Raw genomic sequence first — 22,052 nt, forward strand, 5'->3', positions numbered from 1 at the left:
AAGATCGCCCAGCGCGATCCGTCAGTTGGCTCAGTGTGTTTTGAGTGTAAAGCTGCTCGCTGAGGCCCGCCACAAGGACGTTCCCCATTCCTGCGAACAAGCCCTAAATGTTCAGACCTCTTTTTGTATTTATTGGCACGCGTTATACCCGTGCTAAACGCCGTAATCATTTTGTCTCCTTCATTTCCCTGACGTCGATGATCGGCCTCGCCCTTGGCGTAGTCGTGATGATAGTCGTGTTATCGGTCATGAACGGCTTCGATCATGAAATGCGCACCCGCGTCCTGGGCATGGTGCCCCACGCTACCATCGAGTCAGGCGAGCCAATCAGCGATTGGCAAAGCCTGGCGGCCAAGGTCAAGCAGAACCCGCAGGTGGAGGCCGTCGCGCCGTTCACCCAGATGCAGGGTTTGCTGACCAATAACGGCAATGTGCAGAAAATCCTTCTCAATGCCATTGATCCGGCCCAGGAACGTAAAGTGTCGATCATCGACCAGTTCATGAAGCAGGGTCGGCTCGATGATCTGGTTGCCGGCGGTTTCGGTGTGGTGATCGGCGACAAGGCCGCTACCAAGCTCGGTGTCGTTATCGGTGACAAGGTGACGTTCGTCGCACCGGAAGTCACCGTCACGCCCGCCGGGATGTTCCCGCGCATGAAGCGCTTCACCGTAGTCGGCATCTTTCACGTCGGCGCGGGCGAACTGGACGGTTATCTGGGCGTCACCAACCTTCAGGATCTGGCGCGGTTGCATCGCTGGAAGCCCGATCAGGTGCAGGGCCTGCGCCTGAAGTTCACAGACCTGTTCAAGGCGCCGCGTACCGCCTATGAAATCGCGCAGAATCTCGGCGAGCACCAGTACTACTCCCGCGACTGGACCCGCACTCACGGCAATCTTTATCAGGCGATCGGCATGGAGAAATCCATCATCGGCCTGCTGTTGCTGCTGATCGTTGCAGTGGCGGCGTTCAACATCATCTCCACGCTGGTGATGGTGGTGAATGACAAGCGCAGTGACATCGCGATTCTGCGAACGCTGGGCGCCACGCCAGGCCAGATCATGGCGATTTTCATGGTCCAGGGCACGGTCATCGGAGTGGTTGGGACTGCCATCGGCGCGGCAGTCGGTATCTTTGCCGCCCTCAACGTCAGCGCCGCTATCTCTGCGCTCGAAGGCCTGATCGGCCACAAATTTCTCAATGCAGATGTCTACTTCATCGACTATCTGCCATCGCAATTACTGCCCGAAGACGTATTCCTCGTCTGCGGCGCGGCATTGATCCTGAGTTTCCTCGCCACCTTGTATCCAGCCTGGCGTGCCGCGCGCACCCAGCCGGCGGAGGCGTTACGTTATGAGTGAGTCGGGCATGAGTGATAAAGCAGTTTTGAGCTGCCGCAACCTGGGCAAATCCTACGAGGAAGGTCCAGAGTCGGTAACGGTGTTGTCTGGCTTGCAACTGGAGTTGCACGCCGGTGAGCGCGTGGCGATTGTTGGCAGTTCGGGCTCGGGCAAAAGTACGTTGCTCAACCTGCTCGGCGGCCTTGATACGCCGTCCGAAGGCAGCGTATGGCTGGCCGGCGAAGAGTTGTCGGCGCTGAATGAAAAAGCCCGTGGCCTGTTGCGGAATCGGGCGCTGGGTTTCGTGTATCAGTTCCACCATTTGTTGCCCGAGTTCACCGCGCTGGAAAACGTCTGCATGCCGCTGCTGATCGGCAAGACCGCAATTCCCGAGGCCCGTCAGCGTGCCACGGCGTTGCTTGAGCGGGTAGGCCTGGGCCCTCGCCTGGCGCACAAGCCGTCCGAGTTGTCCGGTGGGGAGCGTCAGCGTGTTGCGATCGCCCGTGCGTTGGTCAATCAGCCAGGCTTGGTGATGCTCGACGAGCCAACCGGCAACCTCGACCATCACACTGCCCAGGGCATTCAGGACTTGATGCTCGAACTGAGCACCTCGTCGCGCACGGCGTTTCTGGTGGTGACCCACGATCTGGCCTTGGCCAAGCAGATGGACCGTGTGCTGAGCCTGCAAGACGGGCGGCTGATCTCGATCTGATGGATTCAACCCGACGCCGCTCATACCGGTGTCGGTGTATTTTTACTTATAGCTACCTTTAGCTTCGGTGCTCCACGAATGTTCAGACCGTTATCAATCTTTATCGGCGCCCGTTACACCCGGGCCAAGCGCCGGAACCATTTCATCTCGTTCATTTCCATGACCTCGATGATTGGCCTGGCGCTTGGCGTCCTGGCGATGATTGTGGTGCTGTCCGTGATGAACGGTTTTCAGAAGGAAATGAGTGGGCGCATCCTCGGCATGGTCCCTCACGCAGTGATCTCCGGGGTTACCCCGCTTGATGACTGGAAGCCTGCTGCCGAAGCGGCCATGAAAAACCCGGAAGTCACCGCTGCCGTGCCCTTCACGGAAATGGACGGCATGTTGTCCTACAAAGGCGCGATGCAGCCGATCCAGATCAGCGGCGTCGACCCGTCCCTTGAATCGCAAGTCTCGATCGTCACTCAACACATCGTCCAAGGCCGTATGCAGGATCTCAAGCCCGGCGATTTCGGCGTGGTGATCGGCGAGATCACGGCCCGGCGTTTTCGTTTGAATGTGGGCGACAAGCTGACGTTGATCGTTCCGGAAGTCAGCACCGCGCCGGGCGGGATTACCCCTCGTTTGCAGCGTTTGACCGTGGTCGGCGTGTTCAAGGTCGGGGCCGAGCTTGACGGCTCCATGGGACTGGTCAATGTGGCGGATGCGGCGACCATTCAGCGCTGGCAGCCAAATCAGGTGCAGGGCGTGCGTCTGGCGGTCAAAGACTTGTACGCAGCACCGCAAGTCTCCTCGGCGATTGTTGCGGGGCTGGGTAATGGCTACAAAGCCGATGACTGGACGCACACCCAAGGCAGCCTGTTCAGTGCGATGAAAATGGAAAAAACCATGATCGGTCTGTTGCTGCTGATGATCGTCGCGGTGGCGGCTTTCAACATCATCGCAACCTTGATCATGGTGGTGAACGACAAGGGCGCGGACATCGCGATCTTGCGCACCCTTGGCGCTACGCCGGGGCAAATCATGGCTATCTTTGTGGTCCAGGGCACCGTGATCGGCGTTGTCGGAACGGTGATCGGCGGGGTGCTGGGCGTCATTGCTGCGATCAACGTCAGCGCACTGGTCGGCTGGATCGAGCGCGTCACCGGGCAGCATATTTTCACCTCGGACGTGTATTTCATCAGCAATCTGCCTTCCGATTTGCAAGGAGGGGACGTGGCGCTGATCTGCGCGGCCGGTTTCATCCTGAGCTTTCTGGCGACGATCTACCCGGCCTGGCGCGCGGCGCAGATCCAGCCGGCCCATGCGCTGCGTTATGAGTGACGCCCTGAAGACGCGGCTTCTGTAGGAGCCAACTTGTTGGCGAGAGGATCTCGCGGCAAATCAAATATGCCGTCTCGCGAACAAGTTCGCTCCTACAGGTTTGCGACGGCCGCAAAACCCGTAAACTTACACGCCTTGGTTTTCATTTCCGCTTTCACATTCAGGTCCCGCCATGCATCCCGCAGCCGAACACTCGCCGCTGGGCAAGTCCAGTGAGTACATCGCCACCTACACGCCATCGCTGCTGTTCCCGATTCCACGCGCCGCCAAATGGGCAGAATTGGGGCTGACTGCCGAGACGTTGCCCTACAAAGGCGTCGATTTCTGGAACTGCTACGAGTTGTCATGGTTGTTGCCGTCGGGCAAACCAGTGGTGGCGATCGGGGAGTTTGCGATACCGGCGGATTCGCCCAATATCATCGAATCGAAATCCTTCAAGCTGTACCTGAACTCACTGAACCAGACGCCGTTCGCGTCTCAACACGAGCTGGTGGCGACGCTTGAAAAGGATTTGTCGGCCGCAGCAGGCAAGCCGGTTGGCGTGCGCATTCGCAGCCTGAAAGACATCGAAGGCGAGGGCATCGTCGCGGTGCCAGGCGAGTGCATCGATGATCTGGACATCAGCATCAACAGTTACGACCGCCCGCAGCCAGAATTGCTGCGTTGTGACTCCTCACGCATCATTGAAGAAGCCCTGCACAGCCATCTGCTCAAATCCAATTGCCCGGTGACCAGTCAGCCGGATTGGGGCAGCGTTGCGGTGCAATACCGGGGAGCTGCGTTGGACCACGCAAGCTTTTTGGCCTACATCGTCAGCTTTCGCCAGCATTCGGATTTCCACGAGCAGTGCGTGGAGCGGATTTTCATGGACTTGCAACGATTGCTGAAGCCGGAAAAGCTGACGGTGTCAGCGCGGTACGTGCGGCGTGGTGGGCTGGACATCAACCCGTATCGCAGTACCGAAGCTTTGACCCTTGAGAATGCCCGTTTGGCGCGGCAGTGATGTGCAGATTTCTGTAGGAGCGAAAGTGTTCGCGAAGGGCGGTAAATTCGACGCATCTGCTGCGCCTGAATCGCCGTCTCGCGAATAAATTCGCTCATACAAAAGAGCAGGCATTTCAAATGCCGATGTTGCCCAGCGTCTGGACAATGTTGCGTAATGTGCCGGCGATGCTCGGATGTTCCAGTGCAAAGCGCTCCACAGCCAGATTGACGCCGTCGGCCACGCTGGTGTCCTGTGTCCGGGTTTCGAGTTCGATCTGCGATTGAATCTGCTCCATCACCTGTTTCAGGTCCTCGCGCTCCGTTTCAGTCAACGGCGGGTTTTGATCCAGTTGCTCGCGCAAGGTATTGAGTTGCTCTTGCAGTTTGCGGGCGGACATAGGGTGCTCCCTTTATTGATAGTCTCAGCATGGACCTCGGCGCACGGCCAAAGGTCCTTATGCTGTAAGACTAATCCAGTGCGCCACAACCTGCATGATGTCGATCAAACGGTGTCAGGGTTTCTCTGCTTTCAACCGCCGCAGTGCGATGTCGGCCAGGCACGATTCCAGTTCGCCAAGATGATCGATAACCGAATGGGCGCCGATTTCGTAGAGTGTCAACGTGGCTCGAGTGCGCAACTGTTCACGCTTAGCGTCATTCAAACTCTCCCACTGCGCTGGCGAGACTCCGCACAGTGGCCCGCACGACGCCAGGCCGATCGTCCACAAACCGGCATTGAGCCCCGACTTGATCAGGCGCGGATCACCGCTGACCAGCACGCATCCATCCAGTTGACTCACATTCAGACTCATCAACGCCTGCCAGCAGGCATCGGGCGCCGGCCAGTGGCTGCCTGAAGCAGCGCCAGGCTGGATCCAGCCGCTTAGAGGTTTGGCCAGCTCTTGTGCGATGGGGGTGGGGAATTCCTCAATCCAGGCGCACGGTACGCCTTGATGCCGCAGAGATTTCAAAACGGCTAATGCGCCGGGCGTGGGGAAGGCATAGTCGGCGGCTTGCGCAGCCACCTCGGCTGACACGATTTGTTGCGATTCTTTGGGCTTAAGCGCGGCTGACTGCGCGCCGAAGTCTACAAGGCAGCCGCTCAGACCAAATAGCACAGCCGTGAAAGAGGGGTCGGAAACAGCGACGGGAGCGAGCATGAATTTCCCTCTGAAATAGAGGTGAAACTAAGGTACTCACGTGACAGTCCGATGACGGCGCGATGACAGCGGTTGTCAAATTTCAATGCGTAAGCAAATCCTTCGGCGTTGAGCGACGTAAATCATCGCGGAACGCTTTATACTCGCGACTTTGTTTTGGGGGCGTAGCGCCCGCTTCATAACTTTGACTAGGAGTGTCAGCTATGCCCGTGACTGGTGCAGGCTTGTTTGATCGTATCGCTAAGCTTTGTTTCTGTGCCGGTATCGCACTGGTTCCAATGGCCGCCCAAGCCGCTGACGAAGACCCTTGGGAAGGCGTCAACCGTGCCATCTTCCGCTTCAACGACACCCTCGACACATACGCGCTGAAGCCTATTGCCCAGGGTTATGAGTTCATCACCCCGCAGTTTCTGGAAGACGGCATCCACAACATGTTCAAAAACGTCGGCGACGTGACCAACCTCGCCAACGATGTGTTGCAGGCCAAACCTGCCGCTGCTGGCGTCGACACCGCACGTTTGATCTTCAACACCACCTTCGGTCTCGCTGGCTTCTTCGACGTGGGCACCAAGATGGGCCTGCAACGCAATGACGAAGACTTCGGCCAAACCCTCGGTTACTGGGGTGTAGGCAGCGGCCCGTTCGTGATGTTGCCTTTCTTCGGTCCTAGCACCGTGCGTGACGCCGTCGCCAAGTACCCGGACACCTACACTGCACCGTACCGCTACATCGACGACGTGCCGGTCCGTAACTCGCTGCTGGGCCTCAACATCGTCGACACTCGCGCCAGCCTGCTGTCGGCCGAGAAGCTTATCAACGGTGACAAGTACATCTTCATTCGCAACGCCTTCCTGCAGAACCGTGAGTTCAAAGTGAAGGACGGCAAGGTTGTAGACGATTTCTGATTCGTCTTTGACTGCTTGAAAATCAAAAAAAGGCGACTCAGTGAGTCGCCTTTTTTACGCCGGTCATTTGTCGAAACTGTGAACCTGTTCCGTGCCGACTCAGTTCATCTTCAGGATGGTAAGGCCCAGTTTCTGTCCGCCTTCTTCCAGGTCCGCCAGCCAGACGACCTCGGTTTCGGCCTCCAGGCCCTTCAGTGCAGCATGCTCTGAGTCGATGCGAACGCTGATCTTGTCACCTACCTGAAACGAGCGCGGCGCTTCTATCTGCATGCCCGAGCTGGATAAATCCACGCAAACGGCCGGGATGATCTGGCCCGCGTACAGCAGACTGATATCAGCATCAACCCGCATGCGGATGTAGTCCCGTTTCTCGGCGTAGTCGCGATCATTCTGGCCCATGGTACATCCTTCGATTTCGTTGCTGAATTAACCGTTCTTATAACTCCGGGCGATTTGCGGTGTAAAGACGCAAACCGACCGCTGGAGCGCGCTTGAAACGCCCGGCGGATGGGAGTACCGTCTGCGCCTTGAAGGGCACCTCTGTCATACGCCGCGCGGGATCAAAAGTCCGGGCGCGAATAGCCAGAGAGGCTAGAAGCGAATCCAGTACGCGGTCAGACACCCCTTGACCGCCTACGCCAACCTAATCTGGCGCCGTTTGCCCACATGCAAAAAACCAGTGCCACGTTGCTGATAATCGATGACGACGAAGTAGTGCGCGCAAGTCTTGCGGCCTATTTGGAAGACAGTGGGTTCAGCGTCCTGCAGGCCAGTAACGGCCAGCAGGGTCTACAGATATTCGAGCAAAAAACGCCTGATCTGGTGATCTGCGACTTGCGCATGCCCCAAGTGGGCGGCCTCGAGCTGATTCGTCAGGTGACCAGTCTCGCCCCGGAAACCCCGGTGATCGTGGTGTCCGGTGCTGGCGTGATGAGCGACGCGGTTGAAGCACTGCGTCTTGGGGCCGCCGATTACCTGATCAAACCGCTGGAAGATCTGGCCGTGCTGGAGCATTCGGTGCGCCGGGCTCTGGATCGCTCGTTTCTGCTTCAGGAAAACAAGCTGTATCGGCAGAAGCTGGAAACGGCAAACCGCGAGCTTGAAGCCAGCCTTCATTTGCTTCAGGAAGACCAGGACGCCGGCCGCCAGGTTCAGATGAACATGCTGCCGACCAATCCCTGGGCCATCGATGATTTCGAGTTCGAACACGAGATCATCCCCTCGCTATATCTATCTGGTGATTTCGTTGATTACTTTCGTGTCGATGAGCGCCGTGTAGCGTTTTATCTGGCCGATGTATCAGGTCATGGCGCATCATCAGCGTTCATTACGGTTCTGTTGAAGTTCATGACCACCCGCTTGCTGTTCGAATCCAGGCGCGGCGGCACATTACCGGAATTCAAGCCTTCTGATGTCCTCGGCCACATCAATCGCGGTTTGATCAGCTGCAAGCTGGGCAAGCACGTAACGATGGTGGGCGGTGTCATTGATGAAGACACGGGGCAATTGACCTACAGCGTCGGCGGCCATCTGCCATTGCCGGTGCTGTACACCCCGGAAGGGGCCCGTTATCTGGATGGGCGTGGTTTGCCAGTCGGGTTGTTCAACGAAGCGACGTATACGGACCACGTGCTGGATTTGCCTGCGTCCTTTAGTCTAACGTTGCTGTCTGATGGCATTCTGGACCTTTTGCCAGGTGATACACTCAAAGAGAAAGAGGCCGCGTTACCTGAATTGGTGATGGCGGCAGGTGGCAGCCTGGATGGCTTACGCCGCAAGTTTGGATTGGCCACACTCGGGGAGATGCCGGATGATATCGCCTTGTTAGTGTTGAGCAGGAACCTTTAATGAGTACCGGTAGAATCCAGTTTGCCGAGCAAGATGGCACGTTCGTCCTGAAATTTGTGGGTGAAGTGCGGTTGACGCTTTGTTCGGCCTTGGATACGACGATTGAGCGGATCTTCACGGCGTTGAATTTTTCAACGGTCGTGATCGATCTGACCGAAACCCGCAGCATTGACAGCACCACACTCGGCTTGTTGGCGAAGTTGTCTATTCTGTCGCGTCAAAAAGTAGGTCTCTTGCCCACCGTGGTAACGACCCATGAAGACATCACGCGCCTTTTACAGTCGATGGGCTTCGATCAGGTGTTCAATATTGTCGATCGCCCGATCCCGCGCCCTGAGTGCCTGACCGACTTGCCGTCGCAGGACCAGTGCGAAGAAGTGGTCAAAGCCAAAGTGCTGGAAGCCCACAAGATCCTCATGGGCTTGAATGACTCCAACCGCGAGGCATTTCACGACCTGGTAAACGCGCTCGAGCGTCAGTGACCTGAGTCATTCGCCGCGATAAATCGCAGGCATAAAGAAAGGGCGGTATCCGCGAGGATGCCGCCCTTTTTGCGCTGAGCCGAACGTTATTTCTTGGCCGACAGCAACGCTTCCAGTTTTTCCTGATCGCGGGCGAACTGACGAATGCCCTCGGCCAGTTTCTCGGTGGCCATTGCGTCTTCGTTGGAAGCCCAGCGGAACTGGCTTTCGTTCAGCGTCTGGCGCGGCTCGCCGCCTTTACCCGGCGCCAGTTTGCGCTCCAGCACGCCGTTGTCTTCGGACAGCTTCTGCAGCAGGTCCGGGCTGATGGTCAGGCGATCACAGCCCGCCAGTTCTTCGATCTGGCTGAGATTGCGAAAGCTGGCGCCCATGACCACGGTCTTGTAGTCATTGGCCTTGTAGTAGTTGTAGATGCGGCTGACGGACTTCACGCCCGGATCTTCCGCGCCCACGTATTCCTTGCCTTCGGCCTTTTTGTACCAGTCGTAGATGCGGCCTACGAACGGCGAAATCAGGAACACACCAGCGTCTGCACAGGCTTGAGCCTGGGCGAAGGAGAACAGCAAGGTCAGGTTGCACTGGATGCCTTTCTTTTCCAGTACTTCGGCGGCTTTGATGCCTTCCCAGGTGGAGGCGAGCTTGATCAGGATGCGGTCGCGGCCAATGCCGAACTCTTCGTACAGACCCACGATGCGTTCTGCGCGAGCAATGCAGGCGGCGGTGTCGAAGGAGATGCGTGCGTCGACTTCGGTCGAGACACGGCCAGGGACGACTTTCAGGATCTCTCGGCCGATAGCGACGGCGAAACGGTCGCTTGCCAGATCGATGTCGCCGTTGCTGCCACTGAACGCTTCTTTCAGGCGGTCAGCGTTGCTGTCGTTCGAACCTGCTTTCAACAGCAGGGAAGGGTTGGTGGTTGCATCGACCGGCTTGAGTTTTTCGATGGCTGCGAAGTCGCCGGTGTCGGCAACGACGGTGGTAATTTTTTTGAGTTGTTCCAGCTTGGAAGTCATGAGCGTGCTCTGTCCTGTGGGTTTGATGACATTACCCGAGCGCCGTCGGCCACTCAAGGGCGTAAACCATAACGGATGCGGGCGATTCAAGGCTCTCGTTTGCGCAAACGGGGAGTCTGCGCGTCGGCGATGAATTCAGCGTGACAAGGCGTTATGCCTGATGTCCCGACCTGCCGTTATGGATTGTTGAGACGCGGATACTCGATCCAGACTGGTTTGAGCGCGGCTGGCGCTGCTTGTTCCCATTCCATGTCATCAAACGGGCAAATGGTACGCAGGCTGCTGACTGGTGCAACATCCGTAACGGTGAATGTTTGCGCTTGCTGATAAACTGCGCGTCCGTCACGACAGATCCGCACGATTGCCAATATGTTGCCATTGACCGCTTCACCCGCTGCTCTCAAGCCAAGCGAACCGTCCCGTCGGTTTTCCGTCGCGCCGATGATGGACTGGACTGACCGCCATTGCCGGTACTTCCTGCGCCTGCTGTCGAAAAACGCCTTGCTCTACACCGAGATGGTCACCACCGGTGCGTTGTTGCACGGCGACAGCGAGCGCTTCTTGCGGCACGACGACACCGAGCATCCACTGGCCCTGCAGTTGGGTGGCAGCACCCCGGCGGATCTCGCCGCCTGCGCGAAAATGGCCGAGGCGGCGGGGTACGACGAGGTCAATCTCAACGTCGGCTGCCCGAGTGACCGGGTGCAGAACAACCTGATCGGTGCCGTACTGATGGGCCACCCGCAGCTGGTTGCAGATTGCGTCAAAGCCATGCGCGATGCGGTATCGATCCCCGTAACGGTCAAGCACCGGATCGGCATCAACGGTCGCGACAGTTATGCAGAGCTTTGTGATTTCGTCGGCACCGTGCGCGATGCCGGTTGTACCAGCTTCACCGTTCACGCGCGGATCGCCATTCTCGAAGGCCTGTCGCCTAAGGAAAACCGCGACATCCCGCCGCTGCGCTACGACGTTGCTGCGCAACTCGTTGAGGATTTCCCCGGCCTTGAGTTCATTCTCAACGGCGGTATCAAAACCCTCGAGCAATGCCGGGAACACCTGAACACCTTCGACGGGGTGATGCTTGGCCGTGAGGCGTACCACAATCCGTACCTACTGGCGGACGTCGATCGCAAGCTGTTCGGCAGCACTGCCCCCGTTATCACCCGTTCCGAAGTCCTTGCGGCCATGCGCCCCTATATCGCCGCTCACCTGAGCGACGGCGGCTCGATGCATCACATCACGCGTCATGTACTGGGATTGGGCACGGGTTTCCCCGGCGCTCGCAAGTTTCGGCAGTTGCTGTCCGTGGACATTCACAAGACCAGCGATCCGCTGGGGCTGCTGGATCAGGCCGGAGTGTTGCTGGAAGGTCGTTGACGCTTGCCGGGCAATCGCTCTTTAAAAGCCGACGCCAAACAACGCAATCGTGAAAGAGACGATCAGTAAAAACAGGATGGTCATGTTGACTGACATGGGAGCTAAGTCCTTGAAAAATCGATGGCGCTATCATCCCTGTCTCGCAATCCGAAAAGAACGGCGAAGTTCGCTATGTTCAATATTGATCGAATTGATAGTTCGCAAGCGGCTGATGCTGAAAGCCTTGCGTCACAACTATGTCGTCGACTCAAGGCGCTGAAGTTCAGAGCTACCCGAGCTCTAAAGATTCCCAGCCATTGCCCAAAACGATGCACCTACTCCGGTGATACTTTCGCCGGCGATCAAACCGGCCGCAGCGGTGATTGCAAATCGCTCGGTGATGTGCGGCCAACGCTGACTCACCAGCCAGGTCAGCACCGCGCCCAAGGCCATCATCAATGAGGTCGACGCCGGAAGAACGAACGACAAACCAAGGGCTGCTGAACTGGGCAAAAAGCGCGTCAGACGTTTGGGCAGCAGGCTGTCCATTACCCCGAGCAGCAACCCGACCACTGCACCGAGAAAGATCCCCCAGCGCACGCTGGAAGACAGCGAATCCAGTCCATACATCAAAGTTTGCGCCACAGCTTTCCATGTCGCGACGGCGGGTGCGGGCCATTCTTCAGTAAGCAGCATGCTTTGCGGGTCAGGAATCAGCGCTATATACACCAGCACCCCAACGATGCTGCCGATGAAGATACCCACGCACTGCGCGATGACCTGTTTCTTGGGTGTCGCGCCAATCGCCATCCCGACCTTGAAGTCGTTCATCAAATCGGTGCTCTGACCCGCCGCGCCGCCCGCTGTGTTGGCGCTCATGAGATTGATCGGCACTTGCCCCGGCGCCACGAGGCCGAAGCTCAGCTGCGACAATTTGCCGATGGCGCCAATCGGCGCGATCCCGGTGGCACCGACCACGCGTGCCGCCACCACCGCCAGGCAGATCGCCAGCGGGATCGACAGCAGCGCCATCCAGACGTCGATCCCGAACAATGCAGCTTGCAGGCAAACCACCAACGCGATCGACAGCGCGAACCCTATGGCCGGACCCGCAGCGGGCCTGTGCCAAGCGAAAGTTCGCTTTCCAACGGTTTGACGGCGAGATTTGAAAATCTGGATGGCCAGCGACACGAGCGTGGAGCTGACCATCAAGCTCACGCCAGGCCACAGCAGCCACTCGACCAGCTTGGCGAATTGTGGTCCGGAACTGCCCGATGGCAACACGATCAGTCCTTGCGCCAGCAACCAGGGTGCCAGCCCGCCCCACGCCAGTGCTGCGCCCAGTAGCAGGCTCAAGCCCACGCGAATGCCGATGATGCCGCCGAAGCCGATCAGCAACAGCGAGGGGTCGGCCGTAAAGGTCAGGCGTTCCAGTTGCGCGTTGGGCGCCCAGCGCGGGATGGTCCAGAGAAAGGTGTCGATCCACTTCACGCCCGCTGACAACAGTGCGGCAGAGAACAGCACTTTGATTCGCGCGGCGGCTTCATGGCCGTGATGATAAATATGCTGCAGGGTTTCCAGGGTCGCCATGCCTTCGGGAAACTTCAGCGCCTTGTCGTTGAGCAGGGTAGGGCGCAGGTACCAGGCAATCCAGATGCCAAGGAAACTCACCGAAAACACCCAGGCCATCATCGGGATTGGGTCCAGTTGCTGGCCGGTCAACAGGGTGTAAGCCGGGATCGGCGCCACCAGCCCACCGGAAATGATCGACGCCGCCGCCGAGGCCACCGTCTGATTGATATTGCTCTCGTGCAGGGTCCAAGGCGGTTGTGTCTTGAACCTTGCGATAAAGCTCTGCCACACGCCGAAGCCCACCAGCAGCGCGATGATCGACATATTGAACGACCAGCCGATCTTCAACCCGGCGTAGACATTCGACGGCGTCAGTACGATGCCCAGCAGCACCCCGGTGATCACCGCTCGCACACTCAACTCGCGCTCGATGGGGGTAATGACTGAAGGAGAAGGGGCATAAAGATTCATGGGCGATCCTGAGAATCCGGACAGGGGATGTCTGATGCGGGCGCTGATATCGAGGCCGAACCCACCGCCACGGCCTTCATAAGTGAGGGCGTCTTGGGGAGAAGGTTCAGCTTTGGGGTGTTTCGGCTGGCGTGAGGCCGATAGCCTTAAGGTATCGCTGTTAACCAAAAATCGATTAGTCACGTATCGCTGCCACGCCCTACAGTCGGCCTCAATAAGAACAAGCGTTATCAGTTGGAATCGAGAATGACTGCTCCCATCCTGTACGACGGCCCGATTATCGACGGCCATATTCACCTGTTCGACGCGACGCGGCCTGAGGGGATCCCTTGGCCCGAGGTTGGTCATGTGCTGCATGGCACGTCGTTGCCTGCTCAATATCAACAGGTCTCAACTGCTCATCATATCGTTGGCGCCATCGTGGTGGAGGCCAGTCCCTGGCGCTCGGACAATCAGTGGCTACTGGACAAGATGCGCGACACCCCCAGCATGCTGGGTTTCGTCGGCAATCTGTCGCCGCTGGCCCCGCATTTCAACGATGACTTCGAGGCGCTACACAGCGAGCCGCTGTTTCTAGGGCTGCGTTACGGCAACTTGTGGGACCGGGACTTACTCGATGACCAAACGCGTCCGGGCTTCATCGAAGGCATGCGGCGCCTGGTTGAATCGGGCCGCAGTCTGGACAGCGCCAACCCTGATCCCCGATTGATCAAGGGCCTGCTGCGACTGAGTGACAGGCTGCCTGATTTGCGCATCATCGTTGATCATTTGCCCAGTGCTGCAGTCACCGCCGACCAGCTCCCGGACTTTCAGCGCGATGTGCTCGCGCTGGCCGAGAATCCCAATGTGTTCGCCAAGCTGGCAGAAATCCCTCAGCTCGATGCAGGCGGGGTGATCAACGATCCTGCGTATTACCGGGATCGACTGGCTTATCTCTGGGAAGCCTTCGGTGAGGACCGATGTTTCTTCGGCAGCGACTGGCCCAACAGCAATACCGTCGCCGACTTCGACACGACCGTCGGCCTGGTTAAACGCTGCCTGGCAGACAAACCCGCCTCGGTTCAGGAAAAGTTCTTTTTGCGCAACGTTGCCAGCGCCTATTCCCTGCCCGAGCAGGGAGCACGCTGATGCCGGTGCGCGCATTTCGCATGAATCTCAACCCCGGTCAGGCTGATGAGTACCGCCGCCGGCATGATGAAATCTGGCCGGAACTGGTGCAGGCGCTGCGCGATGCAGGCATCACCGATTACCGGATTTTTCTCGATCCCGACGCCCTCGCGCTGTTTGCCGTGATGACCCACGACGACCCTCATCGGCTCGATGAATTACGGCATTTGCCAGTCATGCAGCGATGGTGGCAGCACATGCATTCGCTCATGCCGAGCCATCCGGACGCATCACCCATCAGCGTCGATCTGCAGCCGATGTTCAGCCTCACCCGCGACTGAAACATAGCGTATTCATTCAAGCGAAAGCCCAATCCAAAAAAACAAAAAGGACGTAAACCGTGGAAATCATTCTGCTCGGTGTGCTGCTGCATTTTATCGGAGGTGCAGCTTCTGGCAGCTTTTACATTCCCTACAAGAAGGTCCACGGCTGGGCGTGGGAAAGTTACTGGATCATGGGCGGGCTGGCGTCGTGGCTGATCGTGCCGTTGATTGCCGCGCAGCTGACGGTGCCGGGTTTTCTGGACATCCTGCGGCAGGCCGACAGCGCAACGTTGTTCTGGACCTACCTGTTCGGCGTGTTGTGGGGGATCGGCGGGTTGACGTTCGGCCTGACCATGCGCTACCTCGGTCTGTCGCTGGGCATGTCGCTGGTGATGGGACTGACTTCAGCCTTGGGCGCTCTGATGCCCGCGCTCTACCGCGATCTATTCACGGACGCTACAGCAGGGACGCTGACTGAAATGGTCGCCAGTGTCGGTGGCAACTGGGTGCTGTGGGGCGTGGCGGTGTCGATGATCGGCATCGCCCTGTGCGGTCGAGCCGGGATGCTAAAGGAGCGCGATGTATCGGACGAAACCAAGTTCGCCAGCGTCAGCGAGTTCTCTCTGAGCAAAGGCGCGCTGGTGGCGGTGATTTCAGGCGTGCTCAGCGCCTGTTTCAGTTACGGCATCGCAGCAGGTCGACCCTTGGCTGAAGCCGCCGTGCAGCATGGCGCCAACAGCCTGTTCCAGAACAACGTGACCTTCATGGTGATCATGTGGGGCGGCCTCACCACCAACGCGATCTGGTGCCTGGGGCTCAATCGCCGAAATCGTACCTTCGGCGATTACACCAATACCCAGACGCCGCTGCTGCGCAATTACCTGTTGGTGGCGAGCGCCGGGACGTTGTGGTTTCTGCAGTTTTTCTTCTACGGCATGGGCGAAAGCCGCCTGCAGAACGACGCCAGTTCGTGGGTGCTGCATATGTCTTTCATCATCATCGTGTCCAACTGCTGGGGCCTGTATTTCCGCGAATGGCAGGGCACGACCTCATCCAACAAGGGCGTGCTGATGATGGGCATCGCGGTGATTCTCGGTTCTATCGGCATGGTCGGCTACGGCAACTATCTGGGCTGACAGCAGCCCAACTTTCACTCGATATCCAGCAAGGAGTTCTTATGTTACTGGCAGGCAAAACCGTGATTATTACCGGTGCTTCACGAGGCATCGGCAGGGCCGCAGCCAAAGAGTGCGCGCGACAAGGCGCCAGCGTGGTGATCGGCCACAGCGGCAGCGAGCAGGGTTTGACCGCAGCGCGCAGCCTGATCGATGAGATCGATGCGTTCGGTGGAAGGGCCGTTGAAGTCGGCAGCGACGCAGAAGATCCGGACACCGGAGACAGGCTGGTCAAGGGCGCGGTGGATGCGTTCGGCAGCGTTGACGTGTTCGTCAATAACGCCGGCATCTGTCCGTTTCACTCGTTCCTCGACATGCCGCGCGAAGTCTATCTGAAGACCATCAACACCAACCTCAACGGCGCGTATTTTGCCGTTCAGGCCGCCGCCAATCAGATGAAAAATCAAGGTAACGGCGGGGCGATCATCGCCGTCAGCTCCATCAGCGCCTTGGTCGGCGGGGCCATGCAAACCCACTACACGCCGACCAAGGCGGGTCTGCATTCGCTGATGCAGTCGTGCGCCATCGCGTTGGGGCCCTATGGCATTCGCTGCAACTCGGTATTGCCCGGCACCATCGCCACCGATATCAACAAGGAAGATTTGGCGGATGAAGAGAAGCTGGCCTACATGACCTCGCGCACACCGCTTGGGCGCCTTGGGCAGCCGGAAGATGTAGCGGGGCCGATCGTATTCCTGGCGTCCGATATGGCGCGTTATGTGACCGGTGCTTCGTTGTTGGTGGATGGCGGGTTGTTCGTGAATTTACAGTAGCGGCAACCACTCCTTTTCACGCGCTGTATAGACTCGCAGGACTCCATCAGGAGTAATGTCCGGTGTTTGCAGCGCGGTTTGCTCACTGAGGCGATCGGTCCTCGGGCCGGTGTTATTGGCTTTCTCCCGTGGCTAGATTATTGCCGCCGCAAAGATCGCTCAGGTCGCCTAAATCTTCCTCTCCCCCCCCTCCAGCGTAACAGCCGGCCTGAGCGCAGGCTGAGGCGCTGCGCGCAGCTAGAAAAGACATTTGTCGTAGCAGCCAATCGCAATGGTAATAGGAATTGTTCTCTGTTACATTTCCTCGTTTTTGAAACATAGCGGTACAAACGGGGCTGGGCCCGCAGCAACTTCAAGGGAGGGGCAAGGTAAATGGCTCGTAATAACAAGATGGATGTGAAGGTGAAAACCTTGGCGTTGCTGGTCGCCACGGTGAGCTGGCATGGCATGGCCGCCGCCGAAGATGCGCCAGCCAAACCGGCAACGAAAGGCGAGGCGTTGCAATTGCAGAACTCGGTGATCACTGGAGAGGCACCGGAAGGCGAACAGACCGTCGGCTATCAGGTACAGAACAGCACCGCCGGCACCAAGACCAGCACGCCTCTGTCCGAGACCCCGCGTTCTGTGTCGGTGGTGACACGTCAGCGCATCCAGGATCAGGGATCGCAAACGCTCACCGACATTCTCGGCTACGTCCCAGGTATTTTTGCGCCGCCTTTCGCGGTGGGTGATGGTCTGGCCGGCGACCTGTTTTCCATTCGTGGCTACAACGCTACCGACTACGGATATGGATTGCTCAAGGACGGCTTGCGTCTGCAGGGCAACCGTTACGACACCACCACCGAGCCCTATGGCCTGGAGCGCACTGAAGTGTTCCGTGGCCCGAGTTCGATTCTCTACGGCGAAAACGCGCCGGGCGGCCTGGTCAATCTGGTCAGCAAAAAGCCGACCGAAACCGCGCAGGGTGAAGCTAAATTCAGCTACGGCAGCAACAATCGCCGTCAGCTGGGGTTGGATGTTTCCGGGCCTCTGACCGACGACAACCGCATTCTTGGGCGTGTGGTGATGCTGGGCCGCAACGCCGATACGCAGGTGGATTCGGTGCCGGATGATCGTCTCTATATCGCGCCGTCCATGACCTTCAATTTCGACGAAGACACCGCGCTAACCCTGCTGTCGAGCTACCAGCGCGACCGCACCAAACTGCTGCTGGGCTACCCGGCGGCGGGGACGCTGCTCAATAACGTCAACGGCAAAATTGGCAAGGATCAGTTCAACGGCAACCCGAGCTGGGATGATTTCGAGCGTGAAGCCTGGACGCTGGGCTACGAGTTCAGCCATCAGATCAACGACACCTGGCAGTTCCGTCAGAACTCGCGCTACATGGAATCGCGTGTGAACCGCCATGAAACCTGGCCGAACAACCTGAATCAGGCCGGCTTTGGCAGCACGTTGAGCAGCAGTGCCTACGACCGCGACAACAAGTCGGTCACTTATTCGGTGGACAACCAGTTCGAAGGTCACTTCACCTCGGGTGCACTGGATAACACCGTATTGCTCGGGGCCAGTTACGACCGTACCTCGTTCAATCAGGACTGGAACGCCGGCCTGGGCGGCACTTATAACGTGTTCAATCCGGTGTTCTCGCCGGTACAGCCGACCACGCCGTTGTACGTTCAGAACTCCCAGCTCGATCAGCACATGTACGGAGCCTACGGCCAACTGCAAAGCAAGTACGACAACTGGATTTTCTTGTTGGGCGGGCGTCAGGACTGGGTGCAAAGCGAATACCGCAACCGCGCCAAAGGCACGACGCCGGCCACCGATCTGGACGGTTGGGATCACCGTTTCAGCTGGCAGACCGGCTTGATGTACCAGTTCGAAAACGGCATTTCTCCGTATGTCAGCTATTCGACGGCGTTCACCCCGGTGCAACAGTCGTCGCAGCCCAATGGCGATTTGCTCGATCCGATCCTCAGCGAGCAATACGAAGTGGGTTTGAAATATGAGCCCAAAGGCTGGAACACCACCTTCAGCGCTGCGGTTTTCGACCTGACCAAATCCCATGACGTGGTCGCGGGCAGCAACGGTTTCAGCCAGCAAGTGGGCAAGAGCAAATCCAAGGGCGTCGAGCTTGAGGTCAACAGTGATGTGACCCGCAATCTCAGCCTGGTGGCGTCGTATACCTACACCGATGCGCGGGTGACCAAGGACGCGCCGGGCTCGTTGTTCGAGGATCATCAACTGACCGGTATTCCGCGTAACCAGGCCTCGACCTGGGCGACGTATCGCTTCCTGGATGGCGCGCTGAGCGGGCTGCGTCTGGGCGGCGGGGTGCGTTACTTCGACAACACCTTCGCCTACACCGCGCCGACGTTGTACGGCAAATTGAAGACCGGCGATGTGACACTGGTGGATGCGCTGGTGGGTTACGACATCGACAAGCATTGGTCGGTGGACGTGAACGCAAAGAACCTGTTCGACAAGGAATACGTGTCGGGCTGCAACAACGCAGGGCGTTGCTACTGGGGTGAAGAGCGCACGGTGTTGGGGACTGTGGCGTTTCGCTGGTAATACGCAAAACCTGAAGGAGCGCGAGCAGTGCGGGGCTTTCGATGCGGTGTGTCTGATACGCCGATTGCCCCGACTGACGACATCCTGGAAATGCGCTGGAACAACTTCAACAACGGCCCGTTTCCGGGGTGGAAACATGGCTTGATGGGGAGCGCTCCCTCTGACTATCACTCAGAGGGAGCGCAGCGGTTGATATGAAATATCGCCGGCACTTGCAAGAGCGCTCCACGGTCACTAAAAATTTGACGCCAAATTGCCACCATTCTTTTTTCAAGTTGTACGACCTCCTGCCGATACTCCTGAAAACCACATTGACCAGGAGGGCATTTCTCCCATGAAGTTGACCGTCAAAAGCAAATTGCTGTGCTTAGCCATCATTCCCGCGTTGTTGTTCGCGCTGATCATCAGTGGGCTAGCGTCATGGATGTTGCAGCGCAGCGCTGATCAGGAAATGCGCGACACCCGCGAGAGCCTGGTCCAACGCAATCGCGATGTGCTGAAAAACTACGTCGAAGTGGCGCTGACCACCATCAAGCCGTTGCACGACGCTTCGGCCAACGGCGACATGGCGGCCCGCGATAAAGCACTGGATGTACTGAAACCGGTGAAGTTTGGTGAAGACGGTTACTTCTTCGGCTACGACAGCAAAGGCGTGCGGGTCTTCCGGGGCGACAGCACGGCGGGCGTGGGCAAAAGCTTCTGGGACACCAAGGACCCCGACGGTTCCTACCACTACCAGACCTTCGTCGAAGTGGCTAAAAACGGTAAGCATTACATTGATTACGCCGCCCCGAAACCGGGTCAGGAAAGCGTGCAAGTGCCCAAACTGGGCTACACCGTTTACCTGGAGAAGTGGGATCTGGTGCTCGGCAGCGCCATCAACATGGATGACATCGACGCGGCGATGGTCCTGGAGCAGGACGCAGTGACCAAACGCACGCGTGATATTCTGGGCAGTATTTTCCTGGTCACGCTGGTGTTGCTGCTGGTGACTGCTGCAGCCGGTATCTGGACCGCCAATGGCATCGTCCGGCCGCTGCGCGTACTCAAGACTAATCTGGATGACATCGCCGCCGGTGAGGGTGATCTGACCCATCGCCTGGCTATCACCAGCCACGATGAACTGGGCGATCTGGCCGCGTCGTTCAACCGCTTCATCGACAAGATTCACACCATGGTGCGTCAGGTTGCGCAGATGACCAGCGATCTTGATGGCCTGGTGGTTCAGGCGACGCAGCAAACCCTGCGTTCCGAACAAGCCATGCAGCGTCAACGCAACGAGACCGATCAGGTCGCCACCGCGATCAACGAGATGTCGTCTGCCGCGCAAGAAGTCGCCATGAGCGCCCAGCGCGCCGCCGAGGCCGCTGCTGAAACCGACCAGCAAGGTCATGCCGCACGCAAAGTGGTGGGCAACAACATTCAGGGCATGAGCGCTCTGGTGTCGGACATTCGCCTGAGCGGCACCAGTCTGGATAACCTGCAGCAAGATGTGCGTTCGATCGTTTCGGTGCTCGACGTGATCCGCTCGATTGCCGAGCAAACTAACCTGCTGGCACTCAACGCTGCCATCGAAGCGGCGCGTGCCGGGGAAGCCGGTCGTGGCTTTGCGGTAGTGGCCGATGAAGTCCGCGCGCTGGCCAGTCGCACGCAAACCAGCACCCAGGAAATCCAGGGCATGATCACCCGCCTTGAAGCCGGCACCACGGCTTCGGTTGCGGCCATGCGCCGTTCCACTGAAGCGGGCGAGGGCGCGAACAAGCAGACCAACGAAGTCGGCGTGTCGCTGGACTCCATCTCCGGCCTGATCGGCACCATCAACGCAATGAACGCGCAGATCGCCAGCGCCGCCGAAGAGCAAACCTCGGTAGCCGAAGAGATCAACCGCAGCGTGCACCAAATCGCTGGCGCGGTGGAAAGCCTGGCCGACGAAACCGAACAAAGCGCACGCACCATGCGCGAAGTGTCCTCACTGGGCAGCAACCTGAGCAGCCTGGTCCGTCAGTTCAAAATCTGATGAAACGTTTCAGCCCGTCGCTTGCCTGGCAACAGGCGGCGATAGCTGTTTTAGTAACGTCCGAATGCTTAGCTTGATCATGATTAGTGAGCAATCGAAATGCCGACATCGAGCGGCAAAAGATAACAAACCAGCAGCACACCCGTGTTTCAGACCCAGGAGTGAGTAAACGATGTCCGATGACGATACCTCCCCCGGCCGTCGCGATTTTCTGCGCAAATCGCTGACGCTCATCCCCGTTGTAACCTTGGCCAGTGCCGGCCTTCCCGCTACCACCTTCGCGCAGACTCCCGCCAGCGACGCCCAGCAAGGCGCGCAACCGGCGAGCAAACCCGACGACTACAAACCGACGTTTTTCACCCCCGAAGAATGGGCGTTCGTGTTTGCGGCATGTGATCGTTTGATCCCGTCCGATCAGGTCGGCCCCGGCGCTGTCGAGCTGGGCGTCCCGGAGTTTCTCGACCGCCACATGCAGACGCCTTACGCCAATGGCGGCATCTGGTACATGCAAGGGCCGTTTCTGGAAGCGGCCCCCGAGTTCGGTTATCAGGGCCGTCTGACCCTGCGCGAATTGCTGCGGGTCGGCATCAAGGCAATGGACGCCAGCTGCAAGAAAACCTTCTCCGGCAAGACCTTCGCCCAGCTCACAACAGCCCAGCAGGAAGACCTGTTGAAGTCGGCCGAGAGCGGCAAGCTGGTGCTGGAAGAGGTGTCGTCGAAGCTGTTTTTCACCAACCTGCTCAACGAGGTGCGCAACGGCTATTTCGCCGACCCGTCCCACGGTGGCAACAAAAACATGGGCGCGTGGAAAATGATCGGCTATCCGGGCATGCGTGCCGACTACATGGACTGGGTGACGGTGCGTGACAAGCCGTATCCGCTGGGGCCAGTCGATCTGGCCGGACGGAGGGGTTGAG

19 protein-coding genes and 2 pseudogenes are annotated in these 22,052 nt (G+C 58.4%); 16 read left to right on the forward strand and 5 right to left on the reverse strand.

The features are described from left to right. Nucleotides 1-107 precede the first annotated feature (107 nt). From ACWKWM_RS24735 to queF, 4 genes are all read left to right on the forward strand, one after another. Nucleotides 108-1,358 (forward strand): lipoprotein-releasing ABC transporter permease subunit, encoded by a 1,251-nt coding sequence (locus ACWKWM_RS24735; protein WP_483848635.1) that lies wholly within the window; start codon nucleotides 108-110, stop codon nucleotides 1,356-1,358. Between the two features lie 7 nt (nucleotides 1,359-1,365). Beyond that, nucleotides 1,366-2,049 carry a lipoprotein-releasing ABC transporter ATP-binding protein LolD gene (gene lolD, locus ACWKWM_RS24740; protein WP_483848636.1) on the forward strand — a complete coding sequence of 228 codons (684 nt, stop codon included), beginning with the start codon at nucleotides 1,366-1,368 and terminating at the stop codon, nucleotides 2,047-2,049. 78 nt (nucleotides 2,050-2,127) lie between these two features. Further along, entirely contained in the window at nucleotides 2,128-3,372 is a 1,245-nt protein-coding gene (locus ACWKWM_RS24745; protein ID WP_483848637.1) for a lipoprotein-releasing ABC transporter permease subunit, read from the forward strand. Nucleotides 3,373-3,544: 172 nt separating this feature from the next. Continuing rightward, complete coding sequence (queF, locus tag ACWKWM_RS24750) at nucleotides 3,545-4,375, forward strand: NADPH-dependent 7-cyano-7-deazaguanine reductase QueF (protein WP_483848638.1); 831 nt, start codon at nucleotides 3,545-3,547, stop codon at nucleotides 4,373-4,375. Nucleotides 4,376-4,490: 115 nt separating this feature from the next. Here the strand turns inward: queF and ACWKWM_RS24755 are convergent, their stop codons facing one another. Both ACWKWM_RS24755 and pcrP read right to left on the reverse strand, forming a co-directional pair. Next, a complete protein-coding gene (locus ACWKWM_RS24755; protein WP_483848639.1) occupies nucleotides 4,491-4,754 on the reverse strand; it encodes a DUF4404 family protein in 264 nt (87 codons plus the stop codon). Between the two features lie 114 nt (nucleotides 4,755-4,868). Further along, complete coding sequence (pcrP, locus tag ACWKWM_RS24760) at nucleotides 4,869-5,516, reverse strand: HAD superfamily inactivated hydrolase PcrP (protein ID WP_483848640.1); 648 nt, start codon at nucleotides 5,514-5,516, stop codon at nucleotides 4,869-4,871. A 203-nt stretch (nucleotides 5,517-5,719) separates the two neighbouring features. Here pcrP and ACWKWM_RS24765 point away from each other — a divergent pair, with 203 nt between their 5' ends. After that, nucleotides 5,720-6,421: an MlaA family lipoprotein gene (locus ACWKWM_RS24765; protein ID WP_483848641.1), complete on the forward strand. Its 702-nt coding sequence runs from the start codon at nucleotides 5,720-5,722 to the stop codon at nucleotides 6,419-6,421. Between the two features lie 99 nt (nucleotides 6,422-6,520). Here ACWKWM_RS24765 and ACWKWM_RS24770 read toward each other — a convergent pair whose 3' ends face one another. After that, entirely contained in the window at nucleotides 6,521-6,820 is a 300-nt protein-coding gene (locus ACWKWM_RS24770) for a PilZ domain-containing protein (protein WP_483848642.1), read from the reverse strand. Between the two features lie 267 nt (nucleotides 6,821-7,087). Here ACWKWM_RS24770 and rssB point away from each other — a divergent pair, with 267 nt between their 5' ends. Together rssB and rssC are read left to right on the forward strand one after the other, a co-directional pair. Beyond that, the gene (gene rssB / locus ACWKWM_RS24775) at nucleotides 7,088-8,269 is read left to right on the forward strand and encodes a two-component system response regulator RssB (protein ID WP_483848643.1); all 1,182 of its coding nucleotides are present in this window, start codon (nucleotides 7,088-7,090) and stop codon (nucleotides 8,267-8,269) included. Beyond that, entirely contained in the window at nucleotides 8,269-8,751 is a 483-nt protein-coding gene (gene rssC, locus ACWKWM_RS24780) for an anti-sigma factor antagonist RssC (RefSeq protein ID WP_349802361.1), read from the forward strand. Before rssB ends, rssC begins: the two co-directional genes overlap by 1 nt. Nucleotides 8,752-8,837: 86 nt before the next feature. Here the strand turns inward: rssC and tal are convergent, their stop codons facing one another. Further along, nucleotides 8,838-9,764, reverse strand: a complete 927-nt coding sequence (tal, locus tag ACWKWM_RS24785; protein WP_483848644.1) for a transaldolase — start codon at nucleotides 9,762-9,764, stop codon at nucleotides 8,838-8,840. Between the two features lie 369 nt (nucleotides 9,765-10,133). Between tal and dusA the strand changes: the two genes are divergently transcribed. After that, nucleotides 10,134-11,144, forward strand: coding sequence for a tRNA dihydrouridine(20/20a) synthase DusA (gene dusA, locus ACWKWM_RS24790; protein ID WP_483848645.1), 1,011 nt, complete (start codon nucleotides 10,134-10,136; stop codon nucleotides 11,142-11,144). Between the two features lie 279 nt (nucleotides 11,145-11,423). On the opposite strand, the gene ACWKWM_RS24795 is transcribed toward dusA, so the two are convergent. Further along, nucleotides 11,424-13,166, reverse strand: a complete 1,743-nt coding sequence (locus ACWKWM_RS24795; protein ID WP_483848646.1) for an OPT family oligopeptide transporter — start codon at nucleotides 13,164-13,166, stop codon at nucleotides 11,424-11,426. Nucleotides 13,167-13,412: 246 nt separating this feature from the next. Here ACWKWM_RS24795 and ACWKWM_RS24800 point away from each other — a divergent pair, with 246 nt between their 5' ends. The 8 genes and pseudogenes from ACWKWM_RS24800 to ACWKWM_RS24835 all read left to right on the forward strand — a co-directional run bounded on the left by ACWKWM_RS24800 (nucleotide 13,413) and on the right by ACWKWM_RS24835 (nucleotide 22,051). Next, entirely contained in the window at nucleotides 13,413-14,294 is an 882-nt protein-coding gene (locus ACWKWM_RS24800) for an amidohydrolase family protein (protein WP_483848647.1), read from the forward strand. Next, nucleotides 14,294-14,614 carry an L-rhamnose mutarotase gene (gene rhaM, locus ACWKWM_RS24805; protein ID WP_483848648.1) on the forward strand — a complete coding sequence of 107 codons (321 nt, stop codon included), beginning with the start codon at nucleotides 14,294-14,296 and terminating at the stop codon, nucleotides 14,612-14,614. Before ACWKWM_RS24800 ends, rhaM begins: the two co-directional genes overlap by 1 nt. A 59-nt stretch (nucleotides 14,615-14,673) precedes the next feature. After that, nucleotides 14,674-15,732 (forward strand): L-rhamnose/proton symporter RhaT, encoded by a 1,059-nt coding sequence (gene rhaT, locus ACWKWM_RS24810; protein WP_483848649.1) that lies wholly within the window; start codon nucleotides 14,674-14,676, stop codon nucleotides 15,730-15,732. 41 nt (nucleotides 15,733-15,773) lie between these two features. Continuing rightward, nucleotides 15,774-16,544, forward strand: a complete 771-nt coding sequence (gene lra1, locus ACWKWM_RS24815; protein ID WP_483848650.1) for an L-rhamnose 1-dehydrogenase Lra1 — start codon at nucleotides 15,774-15,776, stop codon at nucleotides 16,542-16,544. 372 nt (nucleotides 16,545-16,916) lie between these two features. Continuing rightward, nucleotides 16,917-19,118: a TonB-dependent siderophore receptor gene (locus ACWKWM_RS24820; protein ID WP_483848651.1), complete on the forward strand. Its 2,202-nt coding sequence runs from the start codon at nucleotides 16,917-16,919 to the stop codon at nucleotides 19,116-19,118. A gap of 451 nt (nucleotides 19,119-19,569) precedes the next feature. After that, nucleotides 19,570-20,277 (forward strand): annotated as a pseudogene (locus tag ACWKWM_RS24825) (cache domain-containing protein); the annotation flags it as partial. 363 nt (nucleotides 20,278-20,640) lie between these two features. Beyond that, nucleotides 20,641-21,135, forward strand: a pseudogene (locus tag ACWKWM_RS24830) (methyl-accepting chemotaxis protein); the annotation flags it as partial. 172 nt (nucleotides 21,136-21,307) lie between these two features. Beyond that, nucleotides 21,308-22,051, forward strand: coding sequence for a gluconate 2-dehydrogenase subunit 3 family protein (locus ACWKWM_RS24835; protein ID WP_483848652.1), 744 nt, complete (start codon nucleotides 21,308-21,310; stop codon nucleotides 22,049-22,051). The last annotated feature ends 1 nt before the right edge of the window (nucleotide 22,052 follow it).

It is taken from the genome of Pseudomonas rosaeacicularis (assembly GCF_057128745.1).